Origin of the sequence: Streptomyces sp. NPDC058239 (genome assembly GCF_042882185.1) — a bacterium.
In the GTDB taxonomy this organism is placed as follows: domain Bacteria; phylum Actinomycetota; class Actinomycetes; order Streptomycetales; family Streptomycetaceae; genus Streptomyces.
Genome location: NZ_JBHVWS010000025.1, coordinates 103613 through 124931, shown reverse-complemented (window position 1 = coordinate 124931; position 21319 = coordinate 103613). Strand labels below are relative to the sequence as shown.

The following is a 21319-nucleotide window of genomic DNA, read 5'->3' as shown; positions in this document are numbered from 1 at the left end:
ACGCCCGCGAATTCCCCGGTGCAGCGTGCAGGAGCCCCCGCATCAACTGAGCTGCTCAGTCTCATCCCACCCGCGCCCAACACTTACGGGACAGCTCTTAGTGCAGGAGCGCAGGAACTCATCAACGGAATATGTTGGATGACCAGCCGTCAGGGTTGAACGGAGCACCCGGCTCGGTCTCTCGGCCTCACGCTCAGTGCCGCGGGGCGGAATTCGGTGTACCAGTCGCCGCTGTCCCTTGAAGCGACTGCGAATTCCGCCCCGTGGTTGAGTGCGGCTTCACCAGCCGTACTCTGATCATCCACCTGTGGCCATCCAGGACCGGTGGATCCTGCATCGGATTACTGGACCGATGCAGGGGACAGTGCCCCCAAGGGGGGTGGTTCAGGGCCGGCCCGGAGCCCTTTGACGGTGCCTTCGGTAGATGACCTGTACCTGCTGAAGGCGCGTTCTTGAGGTGGCTCTCTCCTGTGGACGGGCTTGCTCGGCCCTTCCGTAGCAGCCTGCGCGCATCAAGCGTCCGCCACAGGCGTCAAGAGCCCCGTTGGCTGGGAACTGGCGCCAGTGCCGATCTGTTGCCACTCCCGGTGGAGGGAGCGGTAGTTGTCGTTGTGATACATCGCTGTGGTCGAAGTAGCCGCCCGTGGTGTACCACGAAGATCAACGGCTGCTCGCAGCGGCATGAACGACTTTTGTGTTCCCGGATCCGCTAGCGACGTGCGTCGTGGTCCTGGAGCCAGTAGATCTGGTCGAGGACCCACTGGCGACGAGCGTCGTCTTCGCTTATCCGGTAGCGGCCGCGGTCATCATGGTCGCGGTTCCAGTGGCGATGTCCATCATGGTGGTGGCCGCGGTATCCACGATCATCGTCGTCGTGCTTACCCCAACCCTCGTCCCAGCGACCGGGCCGGCCCTCGTGGTGGGAGTCGGCGGACCGCGTGGAGTGGGAGACGGCGGCAGGCCGGTCGCCGGTCGTGGGGGTCGCCGCCGAGGCGGAGCCGCCAGTGGCGAGGAGTCCGGCCGCTGCGACTGCCACAGAGGCCACCGCGACGGCAGCCCGACGCGCAAATGTGTATGCCATGATCTTTCCTCCTTGCTTGCCCCGTGACCTGCACGAACAGAGTCACGGGCTGCCTTTTGTCAGGCACTTGCGACAGTACTCCGAAGTAGTTGAAGGAAAAACTATTTTTGGTGTGAGGAGGGCCATGACCCCGAAAGTTGTTGCGTCGGAATATTTCAACAGCTCGCATGCTTCGGTTGGCCGACCTCGCCTGTCCGGGAGACGGGAGTGCTTGGGCGAGAGCGAGTTCCGAGGAACGCGAGCCCCGTGGTCGTTGCTGCGGACGTCGCCGTCGAGCAGTGCACCGCGGCCGGAGCCGGCTCTCCGCGGGAGGCCCGAGCTCGTGCGTCACAACCCCGAGCGCGAGCTCGAAGCCTGCGCCGCGTGCACTCGCGAGTGAACCGCCGGCTCATGTGGCCGATCATGGCGATGTGGATCACGCCTTCGGAGCGGTGGGGGTGGGTCTCGTAGTCGCGGGCGAGGCTGCGGCGGTTCATGAGCCGGCCGAAGGCCCTTTCCGCGCCCCAGCGCCAAGGGATGACCTTGAGGCCTTCCGCTGGGGCGCGGCGAACGCCCTCGACGTCGATGCCGTGTCGGTCGCCGTGATCGACGGCCTTGGTGCGGTAGCCGATGTCGGCCCATGCCTTGGTGACGCGGGGTTCGTGTGGGCGATCCGGGCGTCCAGCCGCAAGCGCTTGGCTCAAGGTCCCGGCCTTCGGTCTCCCGTACCAACCGCCGGAGCAGGGCGTTGAGCTGCATGAACACGCCTTCCTTCTGTCAGGCCATGTCCGGGGGCCCGCGATGGCGTTGCGGAGGAACATGTCCGGGGCCCCGCCAGGAGGTCGCGCGGGCCGGTGGGCAGGTCCGGATGGGTGACGAGGGCCCCGCGTACACCGGAATCCGGTTCGGCGGCCAGTTCTGGGACCGGTTGCGCGTACCCGACGGCGACAGCACAGGTCACGGAACGAGTGAGCAGGGCAGGCGGCAGGTCCGCCGGCGGGGACTGTGCCGAGGCGGCGTCCCGGAGTGCCGGATCCTTCCGCGTTTTCCGCCCGCCAGGGCCTCACACGGTGGCCGGCAGCGTCGGGAGAGAGGATGGGAGACGGATAAGAGGGCCATGGAGAGTCGAGCGCGGCCGTGCGTTCTGGGGAAGAGGTGCCTCGTGGCTGCCACTGATGCGTTCCCGGAGGACTCTGCCTCGGTAGAGGTTGGCCCGTCCGAGCCCGGTGGGCTGCTGGACGTGCTGGATGTGGCGGCGGTGGTGCTGGACGGCGCGGGAAGGATCGCGTTGTGGAGTCCGCAGGCCGAGGAGCTGTTCGGCTGGACCGCGGAGCAAGCACTGGGTCGGTTCGCGGCCCAGCTGTTGGTGGCCCCGGAGCACTTCGACCTCGTCCTGCACCTGTTCGCGCAGGTGATGAGCAGTGGTGAGAGCTGGGCCGGCGTGTTTCCCGTACGGCACAAGGACGGTGGTACGCGGCTGGTGGAGTTCCGTAACATGCGGCTGCTGGACGAGCACGGACAGACATACGCCCTGGGTATCGCCACCGATCAGGCCACATTGCGGGAGGTGGAACGGGACCTGGCGCTGTCGGTGCGGCTGGTGGCCCAGTCCCCGATCGGCCTGGCGGTCTTGGACACCGACCTGCGGTACGTGATGGTCAACCCGGCGCTGGAGCGGCTCAACGACCTGCCGGCCGCTCAGCACATCGGCCGTGATGTCTATGAGGTCCTCCGGTTCCTGGACGATCCCGGGGCTGCCGCGTCGATGATGCGGCAGGTGCTGGACACCGGCAGACCGCTGGTCAATCAGTTCGTCGTGGGCCGGTCACCGACCGCTCCTGCCGCTGACATTGCCCGGTCGGTGTCGTACTACCGGCTCGAGGATCCGGCCGGGCGGGTCCTGGGTGTGGCAGCGTCAGTGGTGGATGTGACCGAGCAGCACCGCGCCGGATTGGAAGCAGCCGATGCCCGCAAGCGGCTGGCGACCATTGCCCGGGCTTCGGTGATGGTGGGCACCACTTTGGATGTGGAACAAACCGCCCGGGAGCTGGCCGACATCCTGGTGCCCGAGCTGGCCGACCTGGCCGCCGTCGACATCCTCGACGCGGTCCTCGACGACCGGCAGCCAGGTCCGGTGTCTCCCGGGGCACCAGCCCTGTTCCGGGCGCTGGCAGTCACGGCTGCCTATCCCACCTTGACCGATGCGGACCTGCGGCGCATCGCCGCGGAGCCGCGGGGAGCAGCGCTCCTGGCCCAGGCCGGCCTGCACGCCTACCTGGCCGTGCCGCTGATCGCCCGCGGGGAGGTTCTGGGCGCCATGGACCTGTGCCGCGCCCGCAACCCGCTGCCGTTCGACCCCGACGATGTCGTTCTGGCCGGTGAGCTGGCTGCCCGCGCTGCGGTGTGCATCGACAATGCCCGCTCGTACCAGAACCAGCGCCGCACCGCCCTGACCCTTCAACGCCACCTCATGACCCACCAGTTGCCTGAGCCGACCGGCTTGGAGATCGCCTACCGCTACCAGCCCGCCCAGGCCTCCGCGGAGGTCGGCGGTGACTGGTTCGACGCCATCCCCGTGGCGGGCGACAAGACCGCCCTGGTCATCGGCGACGTGATGGGCAGCGGTATCAACGCTGCCGCGACTATGGGACAGCTCCGCACCGCTGTCCGCACTCTGGCCGACCTCGACCTCGACCCCGCGCAGGTTCTTCTGCACCTCGACCACATCGCCGGTGGCCTTGACCCCGGCTTCGCCACCTGCATATACGCCGTCTACGACCCGAAATGCATGCAATGCCTCATTGCCCTCGCCGGCCACCTACCGCCTGTCCTGACCCGACGAGGCAGGCCGCCCGAACTTCTCGACCTGCCCACCGGCATTCCGCTCGGCGTCGGCGCTGCCGCGTTCGAACAGACCACCCTGCAGCTCGATGCCGGCGACCAACTGCTGCTCTACACCGACGGCCTGGTCGAAACCCGTGACCAACCCATCGACACCCGCCTGAACACCCTCCTCGACCTCCTCGCCGAGCCGCAACGGGCACTCGAAGCCACCTGCGACCACCTCCTGGGTGCGCTGCGTCGTCAGGACGACCACGACGACGTCTCCCTTCTCATCTCCCGCGCACGCGCTCACCGGCCGTGATCACTGGTGCATCCCACCCCCGCCCCGAAGCAGGGCGGTTCGAAGCTACTGGCCGTCAGGGAGAAACACCGCCCAGCCGTCCCATGCCGCTCGTCGGTGTATCCAGGGCTGTCGGATCTGCTGGACCGGTAACCGGAGTGCAACTGCTTCTCCGCCGCCCAGCCGGGCCTCGCCGCAGCCGACCCTGGCCGGCGCGAACTGCTCGCGCGAATGTGTGATCATCGCGCCATTATTCGAACAGTGCAGCATTGTGCCTGTTACCCGATTTGTGCAGCACTGATGGCGGAGTGTGGGGTGGTGCACCGTGGAGCGCCGAGGGGCCGGAAAGGGCTTGCCGTCGAGAGTGACCGGGATAGTTGCCACGCCCAGTGAATGTCAGGGCCACGCTCACGTGGAGTGTGTGACCGTTACAGCCGTCAGTTACGGAAATGTCCGCATTATGTAACGCGGGCCGAAGCCCCGGTCGGAGCCGGGGCGGGTGCTTCAAAGTGTGGGTTCTCGGCTCGCTGGGCCGGGACCCACACTGCGCAGCATGGCTCTGACCTGGGCCTGGGCGCCCTTACTTGAGGGGACATCACGTGTCTGCTTCTCGTACCGTCCGTCGTCTCGTCGCTACCGCTCTCGCGGCCGGTTCCGTCGTCGCCGTGGTGGCGATGCCGGCGTCCGCCGATGGCGGCCACGACCGTGGCCGTCATGACCAGGCGTACTCGCGTGTCGTGCTCGGCGACATCCAGTACAACAGCCCGGGCCGTGACGACTACTCCAACCACTCGCTGAACGGGGAGTGGGTCGAGGTCGCCAACACCGGCCACCGGGCGGTGAACCTGGATGGGTGGACTCTGTCGGACCGGGACGGCAACCGTTACCGCTTCGACGACCTGCGTCTGGCCGGCCGGGCCACGGTCCGCGTCCACACCGGGCGTGGCCGCGACACCCGCACCGACGTCTACCAGAACCGCCGCGGCGACTACATCTGGAGCAACCGTTCCGACCGGGCCACACTGCGCGACAACCGTGGTCGCACCGTCGACACCGAGTCCTGGGGCCGTGACCGCGACCACCGCAACGACAACCGCGGGCACCGCCGTTGACCTGACCCCCGCCCGCCACTGACCACGGGCCCTCTCGAAGCTGCGGCGTGCCGCCACCCCCCGCCCCCGGGGTGGCGGCACGCCGCTCGTGCGGTCGCCGGGCTTTCCGGGGGCTGCGGCGTGCCGGGGCATCACGGGCTGGACGGGCAGAGGGGCCATGGTCCGGGAGGGTTACTCCCCATTGGATACGTTTCGCACCCGAACGGCCGTGCCAGGGTGACAAGGCTGTACCGGTGCTCGTTGGAGGGGAAGATCGAGCCAGTGGCGCAATCCGAATGCGCGCAGGTGGCTTCCGAGGCACGACCGGAGAACGTCATGACCGCTGCACATGCCCCCCATCCCGACCACACGCATCAGCACAGTGAGGGCTGCGGCCACGTCGCCGTCCCGCACGAGGACCACGTGGACTACGCGCACGACGGTCATTTCCACCGCGTTCACGACGAGCATGTGGACGAGTGCGAGTCGAGCGGGCACACCGTTCACGGCGACCACGCGCACCAGCATGGCGACGGGTGCGGGCATGTTGCGGTGCCGCATGGAGATCACGTTGACTACGTGCACGACGGTCACCGGCACGCCGGCCATGACGGGCACTGGGACGACCACTGACACACTTACGCAAGGCGGGTGTCCCCCTGAACGGCTGAGGGGACACCCGCCGTTTGTGTGTCTGGTGGCGGGGGCCTCGACGTCCGTGCGTCCGGCGCCTGAACACGCTGACGGACCTCGCGGCGTGGACGGACCGGTCCTGGGCAAGACATCGCCGACTCAGCCGAAGCGACCTGAGCGCGGTGGAGTACGCGGCTGTCAGCCCGGTGGCATCAGCGAGATCGGCCGGCAACCGTGCCCCGGCATGACCGACCACCCCCGAACCATCGGCACTGACATGGACCCTGGGACGCAACCCGAACTCTGCACGTAGAAAGTGCCCTCTGCTTGGACCGCCAGAACCCCTCAGCAAGGCTCATCGTCCCAGGTCAGGAAGGCACTTTCGCGTTTTCGCCCCACCAGCCGCCCTATCCAAGTGAGACGGCGAGGCCAGTGGAAATCACCCTGGGGCTGAGAGGTGGTTTTCTGTGAAACAAAAATCCATCCATGCTGATATGGATTTCAGTAATCCGCACTAACTCCAGATCTTTCGGAACAGGTTTCCTCCGAAGGATCTGTGGGAGTTTCATGGCGCGACCTGAAAGCAGGACGCCTCCGATCTCTCGAAGGGAAATTGATGAAACTCCGTACCTTCCCGTCGCTCGCCGTCGCGACCGCGCTGCTCGCGGTCGGCGGAACGCTGGCGGGTACCGCTCAGGCCTCCGTGTCCGCGCCGACTACGGTTCGCCACGCCCAGGCCTTTGGTGCGCGCCCCACGTCCGACACGCTGATCCACCCGAGGGCGACGCTGTACAAGAACCACGCCTGGACCTCGGGGAACGGCCGGGCCATCCTGCGGGTGCAGCAGGACGGGAACTTCGTCCTCTACAAGGACAACCGACCGGTGTGGCAGGCCCCCGGCGCCTACCCCAACGGTGACCACGCGGTCATGCAGGAAGACGGGAACTTCGTCCTGTACGACCGTGGCGGCCACCCGCTCTGGGCCTCCGGTACCTGGCGCAAGGGTGCGTACCTCGCAGTCCAGGACGATGGCAACGTAGTCGTCTACAACGCGGACAGGCGCCCGGTCTGGGCCACCAACACGGGAGACTGACCCCTCGGTAGCGTCGTTCCGGGGTTCCTTGTAGTGACCCCCGCTGCATCAGACCTGTTTGCTTCACAGGTCTGATGCCTCCTTTCCCGGCGCCTCTGCTGCCTCGGTCCCCACTCATCGGGGCGCGAAAGCTGCTGCCTGTCACGCTGATGCGCCCGCCCGGTCCATCGTGCACCGTGCACTATTCCGTCAACTATTTCAACGCCTGCTCCGAATAAGATGAAGACCAGAATTACTCGTCGTTTCTCAGCGCATAGTAGGCCGCCTCGGTTCCTGTTCATGGATGGTCAGATGGTGAAAATCAGGCTCTTCGTGGATGAGTCTGGGTGAACCGCTTTTCGGGCAGGTGAACCGTCGCAGATAGTTCACCTTCACCGGGCACTTCAGCGGGTGGGTCCATTGAGACACCACGCCTTCAGCGCGCCTGTCGTCGCCGCTGAGTTTCCCCACCGGCAATGCGTCGCGCAGCGGGTCTCGACCCGCCTGCTCACTTTGAGGCGACCGCTCTGGCCACGGGGCCGCGCCAAGTGCTGCGGGTAGATCCGAGCGCGACCCGTCAGCGACACCCGCGGGCGTTGAGCCGGGCGGCCTGGCGCGTGAGGTGGTCGCGCTCGGCGAGGTTGGGCGCTTTCTGGGCCGCCTCGGCGTACAGCCGTGCCGCCGCCGCCAGGTCGCCGTCGCGCTCGTGGAGGTACGCCGCCACCGCGGCGTGGCGGGGCAGTGAGTCGTCCAGCGCCACGAGCGCCGCCAGGCCGGAGCGCGGTCCGTCGGCCTCGCCGACGGCCACCGCGCGGTTGAGCCGGACTACCGGGCTGTCGGTCAGGCGCGCGAGCTCGTCGTACCACTCGACGATCTGCACCCAGTCAGTCTCCTCGGCGGTGGGCGCGTCGGCGTGGAGTGCCGCGATGGCGGCCTGGGCCTGGAACTCGCCCAGCCGGTCGCGGGCGAGGGCCGCCTGCAGGATTTCGACGCCCTCCGCGATCGACTCAGTGTCCCACCGGCCGCGGTCCTGCTCGGCGAGCGGCACCAGGCTGCCGTCGGGCGCGGTCCGGGCGGCGCGCCGGGCGTGGTGGAGCAGCATGAGGGCGAGCAGCCCCGCTACCTCGGGGTGGTCGATCGCGGCCGCGAGCTGCCGGGTGAGCCGGATGGCCTCGGCGGCGAGGTCGATGTCGCCGGAGTAGCCCTCGTTGAAGACCAAGTAGAGGACGCGCAGCACGGTGGCGACGTCGCCGGGCTGGTCGAACCGCACGCCGGAGACGGTGCGCTTGGCTCGGCTGATGCGCTGCGCCATGGTCGCCTCGGGCACCAGGTAGGCCTGGGCGATCTGGCGGGTGGTCAGCCCGCCGACGGCGCGCAGCGTGAGCGCGACCGCGGACGACGGCGTCAGCGACGGGTGGGCGCACAGGAAGTAGAGCTGGAGCGTGTCGTCCACCGCGGGTGCGGGCCCGGGCGCCGGCTCCTCGTCGACGAGGTCCTCACGCCGACGGCGGGCGGCGTCCGCCCGGGTCGCGTCGAGGAACCGGCGCCAGGCCACGGTGACCAGCCAGCCCTTCGGGTCGCGCGGCGGGTCGGCCGGCCAGACGCGGACCGCCTCGACCAGCGCGTCCTGCACGGCGTCCTCGGCCGCCGCGAAGTCGGCTCCGCGGCGGACGAGGATCCCGAGCACGCTCGGCGTGAGGCTCCGGAGCAGGAGCTCGTTCATCTCAGAGGTTATTCCGTGATGGTGGGCGGCGCGGCCAGGAACGGGCGCAGCTCGAGCCACTCGTGGATGGGCTTCCCGCCTGCCCCAGGGGCGGCCGACAGCTCGCCGGCCAGCTCGATGGCGCGCTCGTAGCTGTCGACGTCGATCACCATCCAGCCGGCGATGAGGTCCTTGGTCTCGGCGAATGGGCCGTCGGTGACCGGCGGCCGACCCTCGCCGTCGTACCGTACGAACGTCCCCTCGGGGGCGAGCGCCTGACCGTCGACGAACTCGCCGGTCCCCTCAAGCCGGGCCGCGAAGTCCTGCATGTACTTCACGTGGGCCGAGATCTCTTCCGGCGTCCACTGGTCCATGGGCACGTCGTTGACCGCAGCCGGGGCGCCGCGGTAGTGCTTGAGCAGCAAGTACTTGGCCATCGTGGTTCTCCTCGGTGCTGGTGCGACCCATTGTGGTCGCGTTCATTGCGGGGACGGAGCCAGTCACGAATTCTCGACATCGCGGTCCGAATCTTTTTTTGGGTCTTGTACATGAACCTGGGTGAGCCGTCTCGCAGTGTCCGGGTCCACGGCGTGGCGCAAGAGTGAGACCGAGGGAGGCGCCTTCCAAGATCAGCAGCGACCGAGCAACTGAATCAAGAGAAGGCGTGCGTCACCACGTGTGGTCCTGGCGCGTTGTGGTGCGCTCGGACCGATGAGTTGTTCGGCGTGGAGGGCATGCGCGTCCTCGACGGCACCCGCGATCCCCGACGTTGGCGGTGGACAGGGTCTGGTGGTGCGGGAGGTCGAGGCCGAGCTGACCGGCTGACCAGGCTGCGGGGTGGTCGCGGTCGGCCACGGCCGGTACGTCCAGGGCCCTGCACAATGCCCCGTTCTTCGGCACGCCGGTGCGGGTGCGGTGGCGCAAGCGGATCTGGCGCTGCCCCGAACCTCGTGTCGTCGAGGGACCGGGACCGGGAGCACGACTTCGCGCCGCCGCGGGCCAAGCTCACCAGCCGGGCGGTGGAGAGGGCGGTCAGCCTGCTGCGGCTCGACGACACCACAGTGTCGGCGATCGCGCGGCGGCTCGGGGTGAACTGGCACACCTGCTGGAACGCGGTCAAGAAGCACGCCGAGAACTCGATCGACATCAAGAAGCGCGCATCAGGGGTGAAGGCCATCTGGGTGGACGAGCACATCTGGCGCGCCACGCCAGTGGCGCACTGAGATCCTTGCCCACTTCGACACCGGAGGCATGTCACGGTGGTACCGAGTCGAAGCCATCAACGGCGTCATCGAGAAGACCCGCCGACTCGCCCACGGCTTCCGTAATCTCACCAACTACTGGATCCGGATCCTGCTCGCCGCAGACGGCACCCGCCCCTACCGGCGTCCGTCGACCAAGTCTCGATCAGCCGAACGAGCCGACCCAGGCTGATCTACGAAGAGCCGCAAATCGTCGGAGAGTTCAAGAACAGTGGCTTCATCACCTTGGTGACGTTCACCACGCTGTAGGGGCATCACTCACCACGCGCTCTCGAACTGCTCGATGCCTTGCGCGGCGTGCAGAGGTTGTATCAGATCAACAGGCCCGACCGTCATCACGTCTTTGACGAACGGCTGGCGATGACCTCGTACCGATGTGCCGCGGCGCCTTGCCACTGGACCACGGCAGGGTTGCCGAGGATCCGCTCCGGGTCCGCCAAGCCGGCGTCGGCGAGGAACACGATGAGGTCGTGATCGCTGTGTGCGAGTCCGAGTCTTTCGTCGCGGCTGTTGACGTGCACGGTCACGGGCCGGGCGCCGGACGGGGTGGGTGCGTGGATGGTAATCGGTGGTGTTGCCATGACTCCAGGGTGGCCCGGGGCGACGGCGGGCGCATCTGGCCGGCCCGGATGCGGCGGTGCGGGTCTGGCATGAGGATGGAGATACCGGCGGTGGCCCGGTCGCCCCTGGCCTGTCTCCCTAACTGGCTGGCCGGGCCACCGTCGGCATCTGGCGTTCTTGCGGATTTCGGCGTGAGCCGGTGTGACCTGCGCCGTCTGATCGGCGAGAGCGCCGTGGGCGCTGGCTGCGTCTCACGAAGTTGCCATTTTCTCCCGCGTTGTCAGGCCACCCAGGCCGGCAGTTGCGCGGTGCCTCGATCCATCAGCGACCGTTCTCGTTGGCCGACCGAGGTCGGTGAACAGAGTGAGCGCCGCGTAGCCGCCTGCGCCGTCCGCGATGGCGCTGGTTGGCTCCCCGCGTGGAAGTAGCCGTTCTGTTGGGTCAATTCGGGCCGGACCGGGAGCACGATGCGTACGTGTCCCGCGGCGATGCGTGCTACGCGCGCACCGAGATGGCCCATCGGCCTCTGGCGATCGAAACTGTCCTGGATGCGCGCCTGCCGCTCGGGGCTCGCCGTTTCCTTGGGCGTCTGGCTTCCACGTGCTCCATGTGGAGCCCTGCTGCCGGACCCCGGTCGAGGGAAACGACGAGCCATATCGCGAACGTGCAGAGACGGGGCGGATCAGGCAAGCAGGACGGACGCGAGTTCGATTATGGGCTGTCTTTCATGGGACCGAGCCCCCGCCGCTCGGACAGGGGCCCGGGGCCTGTATCTACTCGTCGTCGGTGATCAGCGGATCCTTCGGGCCGGACTTTCCGGGAATGCGCTTCTGGGCGTCATCTACGGCTTCCTTCGCCCGTCCCTTGGCCTGGTCTGCCTTCCCCTCGGCTTCCTTGCGTCGGTTGCCAGTCATCTTGCCCATGGCTTCCTTCGCCTTGCCTGTGAGCTTGTCCTTGCTGCTTCCGTGAGCCATCACGACTCCTCGCGTGGACGAATTCTTGCCCTTCCCAAGCTAGGACACCTCAAGTCAGGTCGCCTTGTGTGAGACGCAGTGAGAGGGAGGATGCACCTGGCACACTGGCCTGGACCCCGCCACACCCCCGTCGGCGGGGTCACCCACAGGTGTCCTGTGTCATGGAAGCTCAAGCGTTGCCACTGAAGATTGAAGACCGTGCCACCGACATTGAGCGGCCGGGACTTGCCGGGACTGCTGCCGATTATCAATCGCCGGGATCTCTCCCGGGTGGTGGACCTCCGCCCGGTCGACGGGCATCTGATCGGCGCGGAGAATGAAGTAGGAGTAGAGCGGGGCAGTCGCTGGGCAGCCCGCGTCAGGGTGTCGGCGTGGCGGTGGCGACATGCCGACAAGGTGGCGATGATGCCGACGTGGCGATTGCGGGACTTCCGTGACGACGATCTGGACCGTGCAATCCAGATATGGGATCAGGACCGGCAGGACGACGATATGCCTCCCGTGTTCCCCGTCTCTGAGGTCATGGCCTCGGCCCGGACCGGCGGGACCGTAGTTGTTGCAGTGGTCGACGAGGACCTGGTGGGCATGGCAGTGGCGCAGGCCCAGGGCGAGCGGGCCTGGATCACTCTGGTGGCGCTCGCAAGGGTGTGGCGCAACCGCGGACTCGGGAGCGCCCTGATCGCGGAAATCGAGAGGCGTCTGCGCATACAGGGGGTGCGCCGTATCGGTGCGTTGCTCGCCCCAGGGGCCACGGGAACCACGGCGCTGGAAAACTCCGGCTACCGTACTCGCGACGGGTTGACCTTCTACGAGAAGGTCGAGCATCTGGGGGCGAGTGATGCAGGTCTGCTCGCGGAGCTCGGCGGAAGGGTGCTACCGCAGGGGCTCTGGGCTGCCCTCGCGGGCATGGAACGCGAGAGAGAAGCCATCGAGCGGCGGATCGTGCTGCCGCTGGCCGAGCCCGTGTTGGCCGACCGGTACGGAGTGACGCCGCCGAAAGCCGTCATCCTCTTCGGCCCGCCGGGCACGGGAAAGACCAGTTTCGCCAAGGCGGTCGCCTCCCGGCTGGCCTGGCCGTTTGTGGAACTCTTTCCCTCCCGGCTCACGGAGGGTGCCACCGGCGGCCTGGCCGCCTCACTGCGGGACACGTTCGCCGATCTGGCGGAGCTGGAATCAGTTCTTCTGTTCATCGACGAGGTCGAGGAGATCGCCGGCGTCCGGTCCGGTCAGGCTGTCGATCCCGGCCACGGAGTCACCAATGAACTGCTCAAGCTGATCCCCGGTTTCCGCGACCACGACAACCGCCTGCTGATCTGCGCCACCAACTCCGTCCGCTCCCTTGATCCGGCGTTCCTGCGTCCCGGCCGGTTCGACTACGTCATTCCGGTCGGCCCTCCCGATCCAAAAGCACGGGCGGCGATCTGGCAGCGCTACCTCGGCCCCACCGCCAACGACATCAAGCTGCATCGACTGGTGTCAGCCAGTGAGATGTTCACGCCCGCCGACATCGAGTTCGCCGCTCGTAAAGGCTCCCACGCCGCATTCGAACGCGAAGTCACCGACCGCAAAGGTGCGCCGGCCAGCACCGAGGACTACCTCGATGCCATCGCCGACACCCGCCCCACACTCACCGACCAGGCTCTCACCAAGTTCAGAGAAGACATCGAGCACCATGCGCGCATGTGATGCCGGGTGTTCCCGGCCCACTGCTCAGCGCTGCTGGGAACAGGGTTTACGGCAGTTTGCGCGATCGCGAAGGCTCCGCTTCGGCGAGGACAGCGGGGGAATCGAAACACACCGCTTGTCGAAATCGGTCAGAGGCCGGCGGTGGCTCTGACAGCCACTCCTTGCCGTCCCGTCGCGTTCGCACTCCTGTTCAGTCCTTGCGGGGAATTCGGCTGGCCACGGCCGCCTCTCTCCTCACTCGAGTTCGGTCAAGGGACCACGCGCCGAGACCCACCAGTACGGCCGCCCCGGCTCCGTACACCGGCAGCCACAGGGTCGTAGTGGCTGACAGACAGTCGGCAACAGCATCATGGGCCTGGGCCTGCTGTGCGTGAGCCACGGCGGCGCTGTCGCGACCAACCAGGTTCGCCAGCGCGGCCTCCGTGCGGATGCCTTCGTACCTGCCGAGCTCAGGGCACCCGCTACGAGTGCCGGGCATCGGGAACAGCCATGCCCAGCGCTGCAGCGCGGGGGCCAGTGTGATCGCTACACACAGGCCGACAACCAGCGAATACGCGGCCAGATTCCGCATGTACGTGGATCCGAGGCCAGGGATCCACGTAGGCAGTCGGTAAAAGGAGAAAATCAACGCAAGAAGCGTCACTCCGATGTAGGTGGAGAACCATTGCCAGGAACCCTGCGCGAGTGCGGCGGTCAGCACGGCGGCGAGCGCAATGCCGATGACCCCCGGCTGACCGGGAGGATCATGGCTCGCGCCAGTGGATGATGCTTGCCGGGCTTCTCGACGGCTGAGGTCGTCCATGGTCTCTCCTGCATGGTTCGGAGGCCATCAGCATCCGGGCACATCGCGCCTCGGCACGGCGCCATGCCGGACCGGCCCGCAAGCACGCCCGGTTGGCGGGCTTCCGGGGTTGGGCGCTCTCGCCGAGGGGCCGGAGCCGCAACGCCCGGCGGTGGACAGCCAGCAGGTCGCAGTGGCGGGCGTTGGCATTGCACGGCGCAGATGGCGGTGCAGCTCTCGGGTCTGAACGGTGTGGTTGAGGTGGCTCGAGTTGGCCAGGGTGAACTGCCGCAGCGGTCCGAAGTGCGCATCGATCGGATTGGCCCAGGAGGCGCTCGTCGGGGTGAAGGACAGCACGACGTTGTTCTTCCGCGCCCACCGACGGATCTCGGCGCTCTTGCAGGCGGAGACGTTGTCCATGATCACGTGGATCGGGGCGCCGTCGGCGTGGGCGGCGCGGATGGACCTGAGCGCGGCCAGGCTGTTGGCGGTTTGACCGGGACGCTGGACATTACTCGCCTGTGTTTCAGCACGAGCTTCGTGGCGGCATGGGTGTCCGGTGTCGGTGGCGCGTCGCCAGACGGTTTCGCCTTCCTCGGTGCGACCCGTCTGTGCAGCAGGATGCCGAGGTTGTACATGACGTCTGTGCATCCGTTGTTGGTGGCTTGGCGCCGGACGGCTTCGGCTTCCTCCGTGCGACCCGTCTGGTGCTGCTTTTGGCGGTGTTTGTTCGCGGAAACTGGGGGCGGGTGGGGGGCGGGTCGGCTGTTGTTTTGGGGTCGCCTTGTCAGTTGGGCCGGGCCCGCGGCTGTCGCGGGCCCGGCCCAGTTGTGTTCCTCGGCTCGTGGCGGGCCGAGGTATCCGTCCGCGGCGTCAGCCTGCCATCGGCAAGATCTTCCGTGACGGCACCGCGTTGAGTTCGTCCATGGCGACCGCCTCCCCGCTGTCCGCGTCGACATAACTGACACGGACGACCGGGTCGCCACCGGTGTCGCGGCCGGCCGTGGCGTCGAGTGCGAACACCACCGCGACCGGGCGCGCGTTCTCCCGGTCCCCGTGCACACCCGAGTACTGGAGAATGCGCCAGCCGTTGTCCTCCCAGTGGTCCAGCAGGGCGGACCGGACCACTGGTGCGGCGGCCTGCCAGGCCAGGGAGTTCTCCAGGAGTTCGACGCTCGCCGCGACCGGCACCTGGTTCCCGGCGGCGGTGCCGAGGAGCGGGTGCCCGAGGACGCGCAGCCTCGTCCGGCGCAGTGGCAGCAGCCACCACTGGTCGAGGTCGGCCGAGAGGGCGACCAGAACCGCCGCTGCCCCGGCCAGGAAGACCAGGGCTCCGGCAGGCCGCTCGGAGATCGCCGGCCACCAGGCGCCCTGTGTCACCGCCACCGTGGTCCCGCCGATGAGCACGACCGCCGCCCGTGCGAACGCCCGCCAGGTGATGCGGGTGTCCTCACTTGCCGAGCAGCCGCAGGAGGATTCCGGTGCCACGGCCCGGCCGTAGCCGAGGTAGCCGACGAATCCCGCCCCGAGGACCGCGGCGGCGGCCCCCGGCACCGGGTTCGCCGGGACCACCAGCAGACCTGCGGCGATGAGGAGCTCACCTGCGCCGGTCGCACGCAGCACCGTCGTGGCCCGCTCGCTGCTGCGCAGCATGCGGGCCAGTGCCGTCTTCGGCGCCTGCTGTGCCGTGCCCCGGCTGAACACCTTGACTGCTCCGGTCCACCCGAGCAGGCCCGCGAGGACCAGCGGGGCGAGGCTCGTTGTCAGTGACAGCATCTCTTCCTCTCTCTGCGTCCTTGGGCCTGCATCAGTGCCCGACGGAGATGCGGACGACGTCCACGGAGTTGTCGGACGGACGCCAGGCACCGAGCACCTGGGCGCTCTGCCCGATGCGCAGCCGGGACAGGTCGGACGTGAGCGCGCGACCCGCGTAGGAGGCGCTGGCGTCCGGGGCGACATGGCCGACCAGTTCGTGCTGCCCGTGGGCGAGGTGCAGTCGGTTCTTCGCGATGCCGCGGATCTGCGTGTCCAGATTCACGATGTTCACCCACACCGCGTCGGCGGCCACGGTGCCGTCGGGCATCTTGACGCCGCGTGCGTAGAGCCCGTCGCCGACCTCGATCACTTCGGCTGTGGTGGCGCGCACTTTCCACACACTGGTGACGTTGGTCATCTGCACCCGGGAGTGGCCGCCATTGGATCCGGCCACTTCCAGGATGCTGCCGGTGATGCCCGTGATGCGGCCCTCCACGAAGGTGGACTTGGCTATCGCGGGGTCGAGCGAGGGTTCCGCGGCGAAGGCGGCCTCGGCGTCGAGGCCGCCGAGCGCGCTCGCGCCGATGATGGTCGCGCCGCCGAGGGCGGCATTGGTGAGGAAGCGCCGGCGGCGCATCCCGTCGGCCCGGTCGTGTCGTACCGTCATGTCGGTCCTCCTCACTCGTAGATGTAGACCGGCAGCTTGCCCGAGCTCAGGTTGCCGATCGCCGAGAAGGCGGCCGGCGTCAGGTCGAGGACACGGTTGGTGCGACAGGTGCCGTTGCAGCAAGTCGCCTCGCCGCACCAGTCCTTGGTGCGCGGGCCGCAGTCGGTGATCGTGATGCACACCGTCGCGCTCGAGCACTGGTGCTTGACGTTCATGACCGCACCGCAGCCGCGTCTGGGGATGTTCTCGCCACAGAGGTCGGGCCGGGTGATGTTCCAGCACGCCTGTGAGGCGTTGGGCCACGCACCGTGGTGTGCGCTGGACTGACAGTTGCCGCAGGCGCCGCCGCCGGCACTGGAGCATGGCCCCCAGGCGTTGCCGCAGCAGAACCAGCTGGTTTCACCGGCCCACAGGCTGGTTGATCCGCAAGCCATCGTGTTGCCCCTCCTAGAAAATGACAAGTGCATGACAAGTTCTGGCCGACCGTCGACAGGCACATGTGAGGCGGGGACGCCCGTGTTGCGGCCGGGGATGGTTGTGCGAGCGAAGCAACCCAATGATGCGCGTAGACAAGCGGCTTGCATAGATGGCCCGCGAGGGCCTCGCTCCGCGTCGATCGATGGGGGCGAACCCGCCCGCGCGGCGCGCCGGCGCTCAGCCTCCTGGTCCTCCACGCCGACCCAGGTGATCGGCGAACCACCCTCCGGCCAGGTCCGCCACCTTCCCGAGAGCACCGGGCTCCTCGAACAGGTGAGTGGCGCCGGGGACCACGGCCAGTCGGCTCTCGCAGCGCAGCAGTGCCTGGGCCTGACGGTTGAGGTCCAGCACCACGCCGTCATCGCCTCCGACGATGAGCAGCGTGGGCGCGGTCACCGCCGCCAGGCGGGGCCCGGCCAGATCGGGCCTGCCGCCGCGCGAGACGACCGCCGCGGCCGGGGATTCCGGTTCCGCGGCCGCCCACAACGCGGCGGCTGCACCGGTACTGGCGCCGAAGTAGCCGACCGCGAGGCCATGGGTCTCGGACCGGTCGAGCAGCCAGCGGGTGGCGTCGGCCAAGCGGCGGGCCAGCAGAGCGGTGTCGAAGACGTGCGCGCGGTCCAGTTCCTCCTCCGCCGTGAGAAGGTCGAACAGCAGCGTGGCCAGGCCGACCTTGTTCAGCGAGGTCGAGACGTAGCGGTTGCGCGGGCTGTGTCGGCTGCTGCCGCTGCCGTGGGCGAACACGACGACGCCCGTGGCTCCTTCGGGGACAGACAGCTGCCCGTGGAGCCGGACCGGTCCGGCGTGCACGACGACTTCCGGATCCGCGGCCGCCATAGCCGCTCCTCCCGCGGTTGCTGCGTCCACCTGCTGTTGCTCGGTGGCCTCAAGAAGGTGGGCCCTTTTGTCGGACGATGTCTGAAAGCAGCAGGACCGGCAACCTGCCATACCTGCTCTCGGCTTTCGACCGGATTTCTCGCCGACGCTGTACCTGCACTCCACGCTACTCGCGTTCCGCCGAGGTGCGGGAGCCCAGCTGGTCGGAGCATGCGCGAAGGTCCGGTAAGTCCGCGTGCTGCCGCCGAAGCGCGCGGGAACGCGGAGGAGCCACTCCCACAGACCCCGGCCGGCCGCGCGCACGTCTCACCGGCCAGACCTCGTGAAGCCGCGTCCCTCTCTCCCCGCTTCGTACCGGCTCATCCCTTGACGACGCCCAGCGGCACCAGACGTGCGACCAGCCGGGCAAGTCCGGCGCCCTCGGTGACGGCGGCGACCGCGTCGACGTCCTTGTAGGCCTCCGGCGTCTCCTCGGCGAGACCACGCCACGAGGAGGGGCGCACGGCGATGCCCCGGGCTTCCAGCTCGCCGCGAAGCTGCTCCCCACGGACCATGCGCAGCGCGTGGTGGCGGCTCCAGACCCGGCCGGCGCCGTGGCAGGCGGAGTGGAAGGCGTCGTTACCGGGCAGGCCGACCATCACGTACGAGGCAGTGCCCATCGTCCCGGGGACCAGTACCGGCTGGCCCGCCTGGACGAGGTCCTCCGGCAGGCTCGGGTCGCCGGGCGGCAGCGCCCGCGTCGCGCCCTTGCGGTGGACGCACAGTTGACGTGCCACACCGTCCACTTCATGGGTCTCGAGTTTGGCCATGTTGTGCGAGATGTCGTAGACCAGCTCCAGACCGACTCCCGCAGCCGTCGTGAAGGCGTGGCGGGTGGCTTCGGACAGCAGCTGGCGGTTGGCCCGGCCGTAGTTGGCGGCCGCCGCCATCGCCCCCAGATAGGCGTGACCCCGGGGCGAGTCGACCGGCGTGCAGGCCAGCTGCCGGTCCGGGACCTGGATACCGTACCGGTGCAGTTCCTGGTCCATCACGCGGACGTGGTCGGTGCACACCTGGTGCCCCAGACCGCGCGAGCCGCAGTGGATCATGACGCACACCTGGCCCACCCGCAGCCCGAAGGCCGCCGCGGTGGCCGGGGCGTAGATCTGATCGACCGCCTGGACCTCCAGGAAGTGGTTGCCCGAGCCGAGGCTTCCCACCTGGTGTAGGCCGCGCTCGACGGCGCGCGTGCTCACCTGCCCCGGGGCCGCGCCGTCCAGGACGCCGTAGTCCTCGCAGCGCGCGAGGTCGCGCGGCACACCGTGCCCGTGCTCGACCGCGTACCGAGCGCCGCCGACCAGCAGCTCGTCCATCTCCCCGGCCCCCGACAGCTTCCACAGTCCGCCACGCCCCATGCCGCGCGGGATGGTGCTGTCGAGGATGTCCATCAGCCGCCGCATCCGGTCACGGTCGAGCGACTCGCGGTCGATATCGGCGGCCAGCAGCCGTACGCCGCAGGAGATGTCGAACCCGACGCCACCGGGCGAGATGACCCCGCCGCGGGAAACGTCGGTGGCGGCCACCCCGCCGATCGGGAAGCCGTAGCCCCAGTGGACGTCGGGCATGGCGAAGGAAGCACGGACGATGCCGGGCAGCGTCGCCACGTTCGCCACCTGCTCCATCGCCTTGTCCCCAGCCGCCTGCGGCAGCAGTGCCCGCGAGGCGAACACCACACCGGGTACGCGCATCGGCTCCCGCTGCTCGATACGGAAGCGGTACGGACTCTTCTCCACCAGTGCGATGTCCACGTCCCTCACCTCCAGTCGACCGTCAGCCGTCCGGTCCGATCGGCGACGGCGGTGCCGAATTCGGCGCAGGCGGTGGTGAGCCGCTCGCGGATCCACTCCCGGTCCTCGCCGCGCGCCAGGCGGGTGTGGCAGTAGTCCAGGGCCAGCGGCATCGCCTCTACCCGGACAGGAACCAGGTGTGCGGCATCCGGGCCGTCCAAGGTCACCAGAAAGAGGAGCCCCAGGTCGTTGCGCAGGACCGGATCGACGGCATAGTCGTCGACGAAGTCACCCAGGTCGTACAGGATCCGGTCGGCGATGCCGTGGAAGACATGGGCGGAATGCCCGGCGACCAGCGTCGCTCCCGCCGCCAGCAGCTCCGGGGCCGCGGCCGAGACGTGGCGCGGCGGCCGGGAGGTCATGTTGGGGCCCCAGTGCGGAGTGACCAGCACGACGTCCGCCGCCGCAGCGGCCCGGCCCACCGACTCCGTCAGCCAGCCGGGCACCCCCGCGTGAAGATCGGCCCAGGCCACACCGGGACTGTCCGCCCCGGCCGCGTACTCCCGCGGGTGGTCCGTGACGCCCACCACCGCAAGCCGCACACCGCCCGCCTCCAGCACCGCGAACTCCCGGGCCGCGCGTACGCTCGCCCCGGCGCCGACCGCGTGGACGCCCGCCCCGGCCAGCAGGGTTCGGGTGTCGGCCATGGCGTCGAACCCGTAGTCCAGGGCGTGGTTGTTGGCGAGCGTCACACAGCTCACCCCCAGTTCGGCGAGCACCTTCGCGGTGGCGGAGGGAGCGCGGAAGAAGAACGCCTTTCGCGGGTCGGGCCAGCGCTGCCCGCGGTCGGAGACACAGCACTCCAGGTTGAGCACGAACAGGTCCGCCTCCGCGAGCGCCTTCCTGACCCCCGCGGAGACCAGCGTCCCCGGCCCCGGCGAGTGGCGCAGCTCCTCGGCGACGCTGCGTCCGAGCATGGTGTCGCCTGCCAGTGCCACCGTCAGCGTCATGATCGAGTCCCTTCCCCGACCTGCGCTCAGACGTCGAGGGTCACCCGGCAGGTCCAGCTGCCAGGGCCGCCACGCAGTTGCAGGTCGTGCAGCGAAACGGCCTTCGGCACCGCACCGATCGGCACGGCGGTGCCGGCGTCGGCCATCCGGAAGCGGACCGACAGGCCCCGACCGCCGCCCGCCGACCGGATCGACCCCACCTCCACATCGAGCGGGATCTCACCGTCGGCATCCATCCGGTAGACGACCTCCTCCAGGACGGACACCAGCAGATCCTCGTCGGACTCCGCCGTGGCCACGTATGCGCGTTCACCGACGACCGCGGCCCCGGCCGTTTCGGCGAAGCCCTCCACCACCGCGCGCACCGCCTCGACGATGCACCCCTCGGCCGTCGGCGACCATGCCTCCACCCGCATGTCCGCGGTGTGTGGCACAGTCCGGTGTCCACTCGCGCCGGGCTGCTTCCCCGCAGGTTCCCGACCGTCCACGGTCGGCGCCTCTCCGTCGCCTTTCGGATGCACAGCCTGCTGCCGAGTTCTCCGAGCGGCAGGCCATGCCCCTCCAGAGTCGTCCCGTACACCGCTCCAGGGCAACCTGCCCGAGGCACGACGACCTATCGGCGGTGCACACACCTTTCCTGCCTCGTTCACCAGAGGTAATCGATATATGACATATGGTAGTTGTCTCGCGGTCGTTGTGAAGGAGTGCACGCATGCGACGCCGAGGGCTGCGTGGACGACCGACGGACGATTCGCACTGTCCGGAAGCAGCGACTGCACCCTCCGGCTGTAGGAATTCGACTGGGACCTGAGCGCCCGTGAACCGGCCGACTGGGAAGCGGGCGCCGCTCCCTACCTGGAG

General features: G+C 68.5%; 19 protein-coding genes and 5 pseudogenes. 7 read left to right on the top strand and 17 right to left on the bottom strand.

The features are described from left to right. Positions 1 to 709 precede the first annotated feature (709 nt). Together ACFVYE_RS25595 and ACFVYE_RS25590 are read right to left on the bottom strand one after the other, a co-directional pair. Positions 710 to 1081 carry a hypothetical protein gene (locus tag ACFVYE_RS25595; RefSeq protein ID WP_389607455.1) on the bottom strand — a complete coding sequence of 124 codons (372 nt, stop codon included), beginning with the start codon at positions 1079 to 1081 and terminating at the stop codon, positions 710 to 712. A gap of 155 nt (positions 1082 to 1236) precedes the next feature. Beyond that, positions 1237 to 1837: pseudogene (locus ACFVYE_RS25590) on the bottom strand (hypothetical protein); the annotation flags it as partial. A gap of 385 nt (positions 1838 to 2222) precedes the next feature. Here ACFVYE_RS25590 and ACFVYE_RS25585 point away from each other — a divergent pair. The 3 genes from ACFVYE_RS25585 (at position 2223) to ACFVYE_RS25575 (ending at position 5908) form a co-directional block, all read left to right on the top strand. After that, on the top strand, positions 2223 to 4205 hold the full coding sequence (locus tag ACFVYE_RS25585) for a SpoIIE family protein phosphatase (RefSeq protein WP_389607454.1): 1983 nt from the start codon (positions 2223 to 2225) through the stop codon (positions 4203 to 4205). A gap of 578 nt (positions 4206 to 4783) precedes the next feature. Continuing rightward, positions 4784 to 5296 carry a lamin tail domain-containing protein gene (locus tag ACFVYE_RS25580; protein WP_383967452.1) on the top strand — a complete coding sequence of 171 codons (513 nt, stop codon included), beginning with the start codon at positions 4784 to 4786 and terminating at the stop codon, positions 5294 to 5296. Positions 5297 to 5611: 315 nt separating this feature from the next. Then, positions 5612 to 5908, top strand: a complete 297-nt coding sequence (locus tag ACFVYE_RS25575; RefSeq protein ID WP_383977175.1) for a hypothetical protein — start codon at positions 5612 to 5614, stop codon at positions 5906 to 5908. A 163-nt stretch (positions 5909 to 6071) separates the two neighbouring features. Here the strand turns inward: ACFVYE_RS25575 and ACFVYE_RS25570 are convergent. After that, positions 6072 to 6247, bottom strand: a pseudogene (locus ACFVYE_RS25570) (IS1380 family transposase); the annotation flags it as partial. Positions 6248 to 6524: 277 nt separating this feature from the next. On the opposite strand from ACFVYE_RS25570, the gene ACFVYE_RS25565 reads away from it, so the two are divergent. Further along, positions 6525 to 7001 carry a hypothetical protein gene (locus ACFVYE_RS25565; RefSeq protein ID WP_383977173.1) on the top strand — a complete coding sequence of 159 codons (477 nt, stop codon included), beginning with the start codon at positions 6525 to 6527 and terminating at the stop codon, positions 6999 to 7001. A 556-nt stretch (positions 7002 to 7557) separates the two neighbouring features. On the opposite strand, the gene ACFVYE_RS25560 is transcribed toward ACFVYE_RS25565, so the two are convergent. Further along, on the bottom strand, positions 7558 to 8703 hold the full coding sequence (locus ACFVYE_RS25560; protein WP_383977170.1) for an RNA polymerase sigma factor: 1146 nt from the start codon (positions 8701 to 8703) through the stop codon (positions 7558 to 7560). A gap of 8 nt (positions 8704 to 8711) precedes the next feature. After that, positions 8712 to 9119 carry a YciI family protein gene (locus tag ACFVYE_RS25555; RefSeq protein ID WP_383977167.1) on the bottom strand — a complete coding sequence of 136 codons (408 nt, stop codon included), beginning with the start codon at positions 9117 to 9119 and terminating at the stop codon, positions 8712 to 8714. A gap of 513 nt (positions 9120 to 9632) precedes the next feature. On the opposite strand from ACFVYE_RS25555, the gene ACFVYE_RS25550 reads away from it, so the two are divergent. Both ACFVYE_RS25550 and ACFVYE_RS25545 read left to right on the top strand, forming a co-directional pair. Continuing rightward, positions 9633 to 9905: a helix-turn-helix domain-containing protein gene (locus ACFVYE_RS25550; RefSeq protein WP_383977164.1), complete on the top strand. Its 273-nt coding sequence runs from the start codon at positions 9633 to 9635 to the stop codon at positions 9903 to 9905. A 28-nt stretch (positions 9906 to 9933) separates the two neighbouring features. Then, positions 9934 to 10116 (top strand): hypothetical protein, encoded by a 183-nt coding sequence (locus ACFVYE_RS25545; RefSeq protein ID WP_383977161.1) that lies wholly within the window; start codon positions 9934 to 9936, stop codon positions 10114 to 10116. A gap of 163 nt (positions 10117 to 10279) precedes the next feature. Here the strand turns inward: ACFVYE_RS25545 and ACFVYE_RS25540 are convergent, their stop codons facing one another. The 3 genes and pseudogenes from ACFVYE_RS25540 to ACFVYE_RS25530 all read right to left on the bottom strand — a co-directional run bounded on the left by ACFVYE_RS25540 (position 10280) and on the right by ACFVYE_RS25530 (position 11479). Beyond that, on the bottom strand, positions 10280 to 10525 hold the full coding sequence (locus ACFVYE_RS25540) for a hypothetical protein (protein WP_383977158.1): 246 nt from the start codon (positions 10523 to 10525) through the stop codon (positions 10280 to 10282). Between the two features lie 330 nt (positions 10526 to 10855). Then, positions 10856 to 11025: pseudogene (locus ACFVYE_RS25535) on the bottom strand (PaaI family thioesterase); the annotation flags it as partial. Between the two features lie 253 nt (positions 11026 to 11278). Beyond that, positions 11279 to 11479 carry a CsbD family protein gene (locus ACFVYE_RS25530; protein WP_383083151.1) on the bottom strand — a complete coding sequence of 67 codons (201 nt, stop codon included), beginning with the start codon at positions 11477 to 11479 and terminating at the stop codon, positions 11279 to 11281. A 405-nt stretch (positions 11480 to 11884) separates the two neighbouring features. Between ACFVYE_RS25530 and ACFVYE_RS25525 the strand changes: the two genes are divergently transcribed. Next, positions 11885 to 13165, top strand: a complete 1281-nt coding sequence (locus ACFVYE_RS25525) for an ATP-binding protein (RefSeq protein ID WP_383977178.1) — start codon at positions 11885 to 11887, stop codon at positions 13163 to 13165. Positions 13166 to 13355: 190 nt separating this feature from the next. On the opposite strand, the gene ACFVYE_RS25520 is transcribed toward ACFVYE_RS25525, so the two are convergent. The 9 genes and pseudogenes from ACFVYE_RS25520 to ACFVYE_RS25480 all read right to left on the bottom strand — a co-directional run bounded on the left by ACFVYE_RS25520 (position 13356) and on the right by ACFVYE_RS25480 (position 20892). After that, positions 13356 to 13967 carry a hypothetical protein gene (locus ACFVYE_RS25520; protein WP_383977155.1) on the bottom strand — a complete coding sequence of 204 codons (612 nt, stop codon included), beginning with the start codon at positions 13965 to 13967 and terminating at the stop codon, positions 13356 to 13358. A gap of 145 nt (positions 13968 to 14112) precedes the next feature. Then, a pseudogene (locus ACFVYE_RS25515) lies at positions 14113 to 14435 on the bottom strand (transposase); the annotation flags it as partial. A gap of 384 nt (positions 14436 to 14819) precedes the next feature. Next, positions 14820 to 15722: a MauE/DoxX family redox-associated membrane protein gene (locus ACFVYE_RS25510; protein ID WP_389607453.1), complete on the bottom strand. Its 903-nt coding sequence runs from the start codon at positions 15720 to 15722 to the stop codon at positions 14820 to 14822. A 31-nt stretch (positions 15723 to 15753) separates the two neighbouring features. Beyond that, the gene (locus ACFVYE_RS25505) at positions 15754 to 16368 is read right to left on the bottom strand and encodes a cell wall protein (RefSeq protein ID WP_389607452.1); all 615 of its coding nucleotides are present in this window, start codon (positions 16366 to 16368) and stop codon (positions 15754 to 15756) included. An 11-nt stretch (positions 16369 to 16379) separates the two neighbouring features. Beyond that, positions 16380 to 16583 carry an RlpA-like double-psi beta-barrel domain-containing protein gene (locus tag ACFVYE_RS25500; RefSeq protein WP_389607451.1) on the bottom strand — a complete coding sequence of 68 codons (204 nt, stop codon included), beginning with the start codon at positions 16581 to 16583 and terminating at the stop codon, positions 16380 to 16382. 439 nt (positions 16584 to 17022) lie between these two features. Then, positions 17023 to 17727 (bottom strand): annotated as a pseudogene (locus tag ACFVYE_RS25495) (dienelactone hydrolase family protein); the annotation flags it as partial. Between the two features lie 314 nt (positions 17728 to 18041). Next, on the bottom strand, positions 18042 to 19469 hold the full coding sequence (locus ACFVYE_RS25490; RefSeq protein WP_383971647.1) for an RtcB family protein: 1428 nt from the start codon (positions 19467 to 19469) through the stop codon (positions 18042 to 18044). A gap of 5 nt (positions 19470 to 19474) precedes the next feature. Further along, positions 19475 to 20458: a CapA family protein gene (locus ACFVYE_RS25485; protein ID WP_383971650.1), complete on the bottom strand. Its 984-nt coding sequence runs from the start codon at positions 20456 to 20458 to the stop codon at positions 19475 to 19477. A gap of 26 nt (positions 20459 to 20484) precedes the next feature. Beyond that, on the bottom strand, positions 20485 to 20892 hold the full coding sequence (locus ACFVYE_RS25480) for an archease (protein WP_383971653.1): 408 nt from the start codon (positions 20890 to 20892) through the stop codon (positions 20485 to 20487). Between the last annotated feature and the right edge of the window lie 427 nt (positions 20893 to 21319).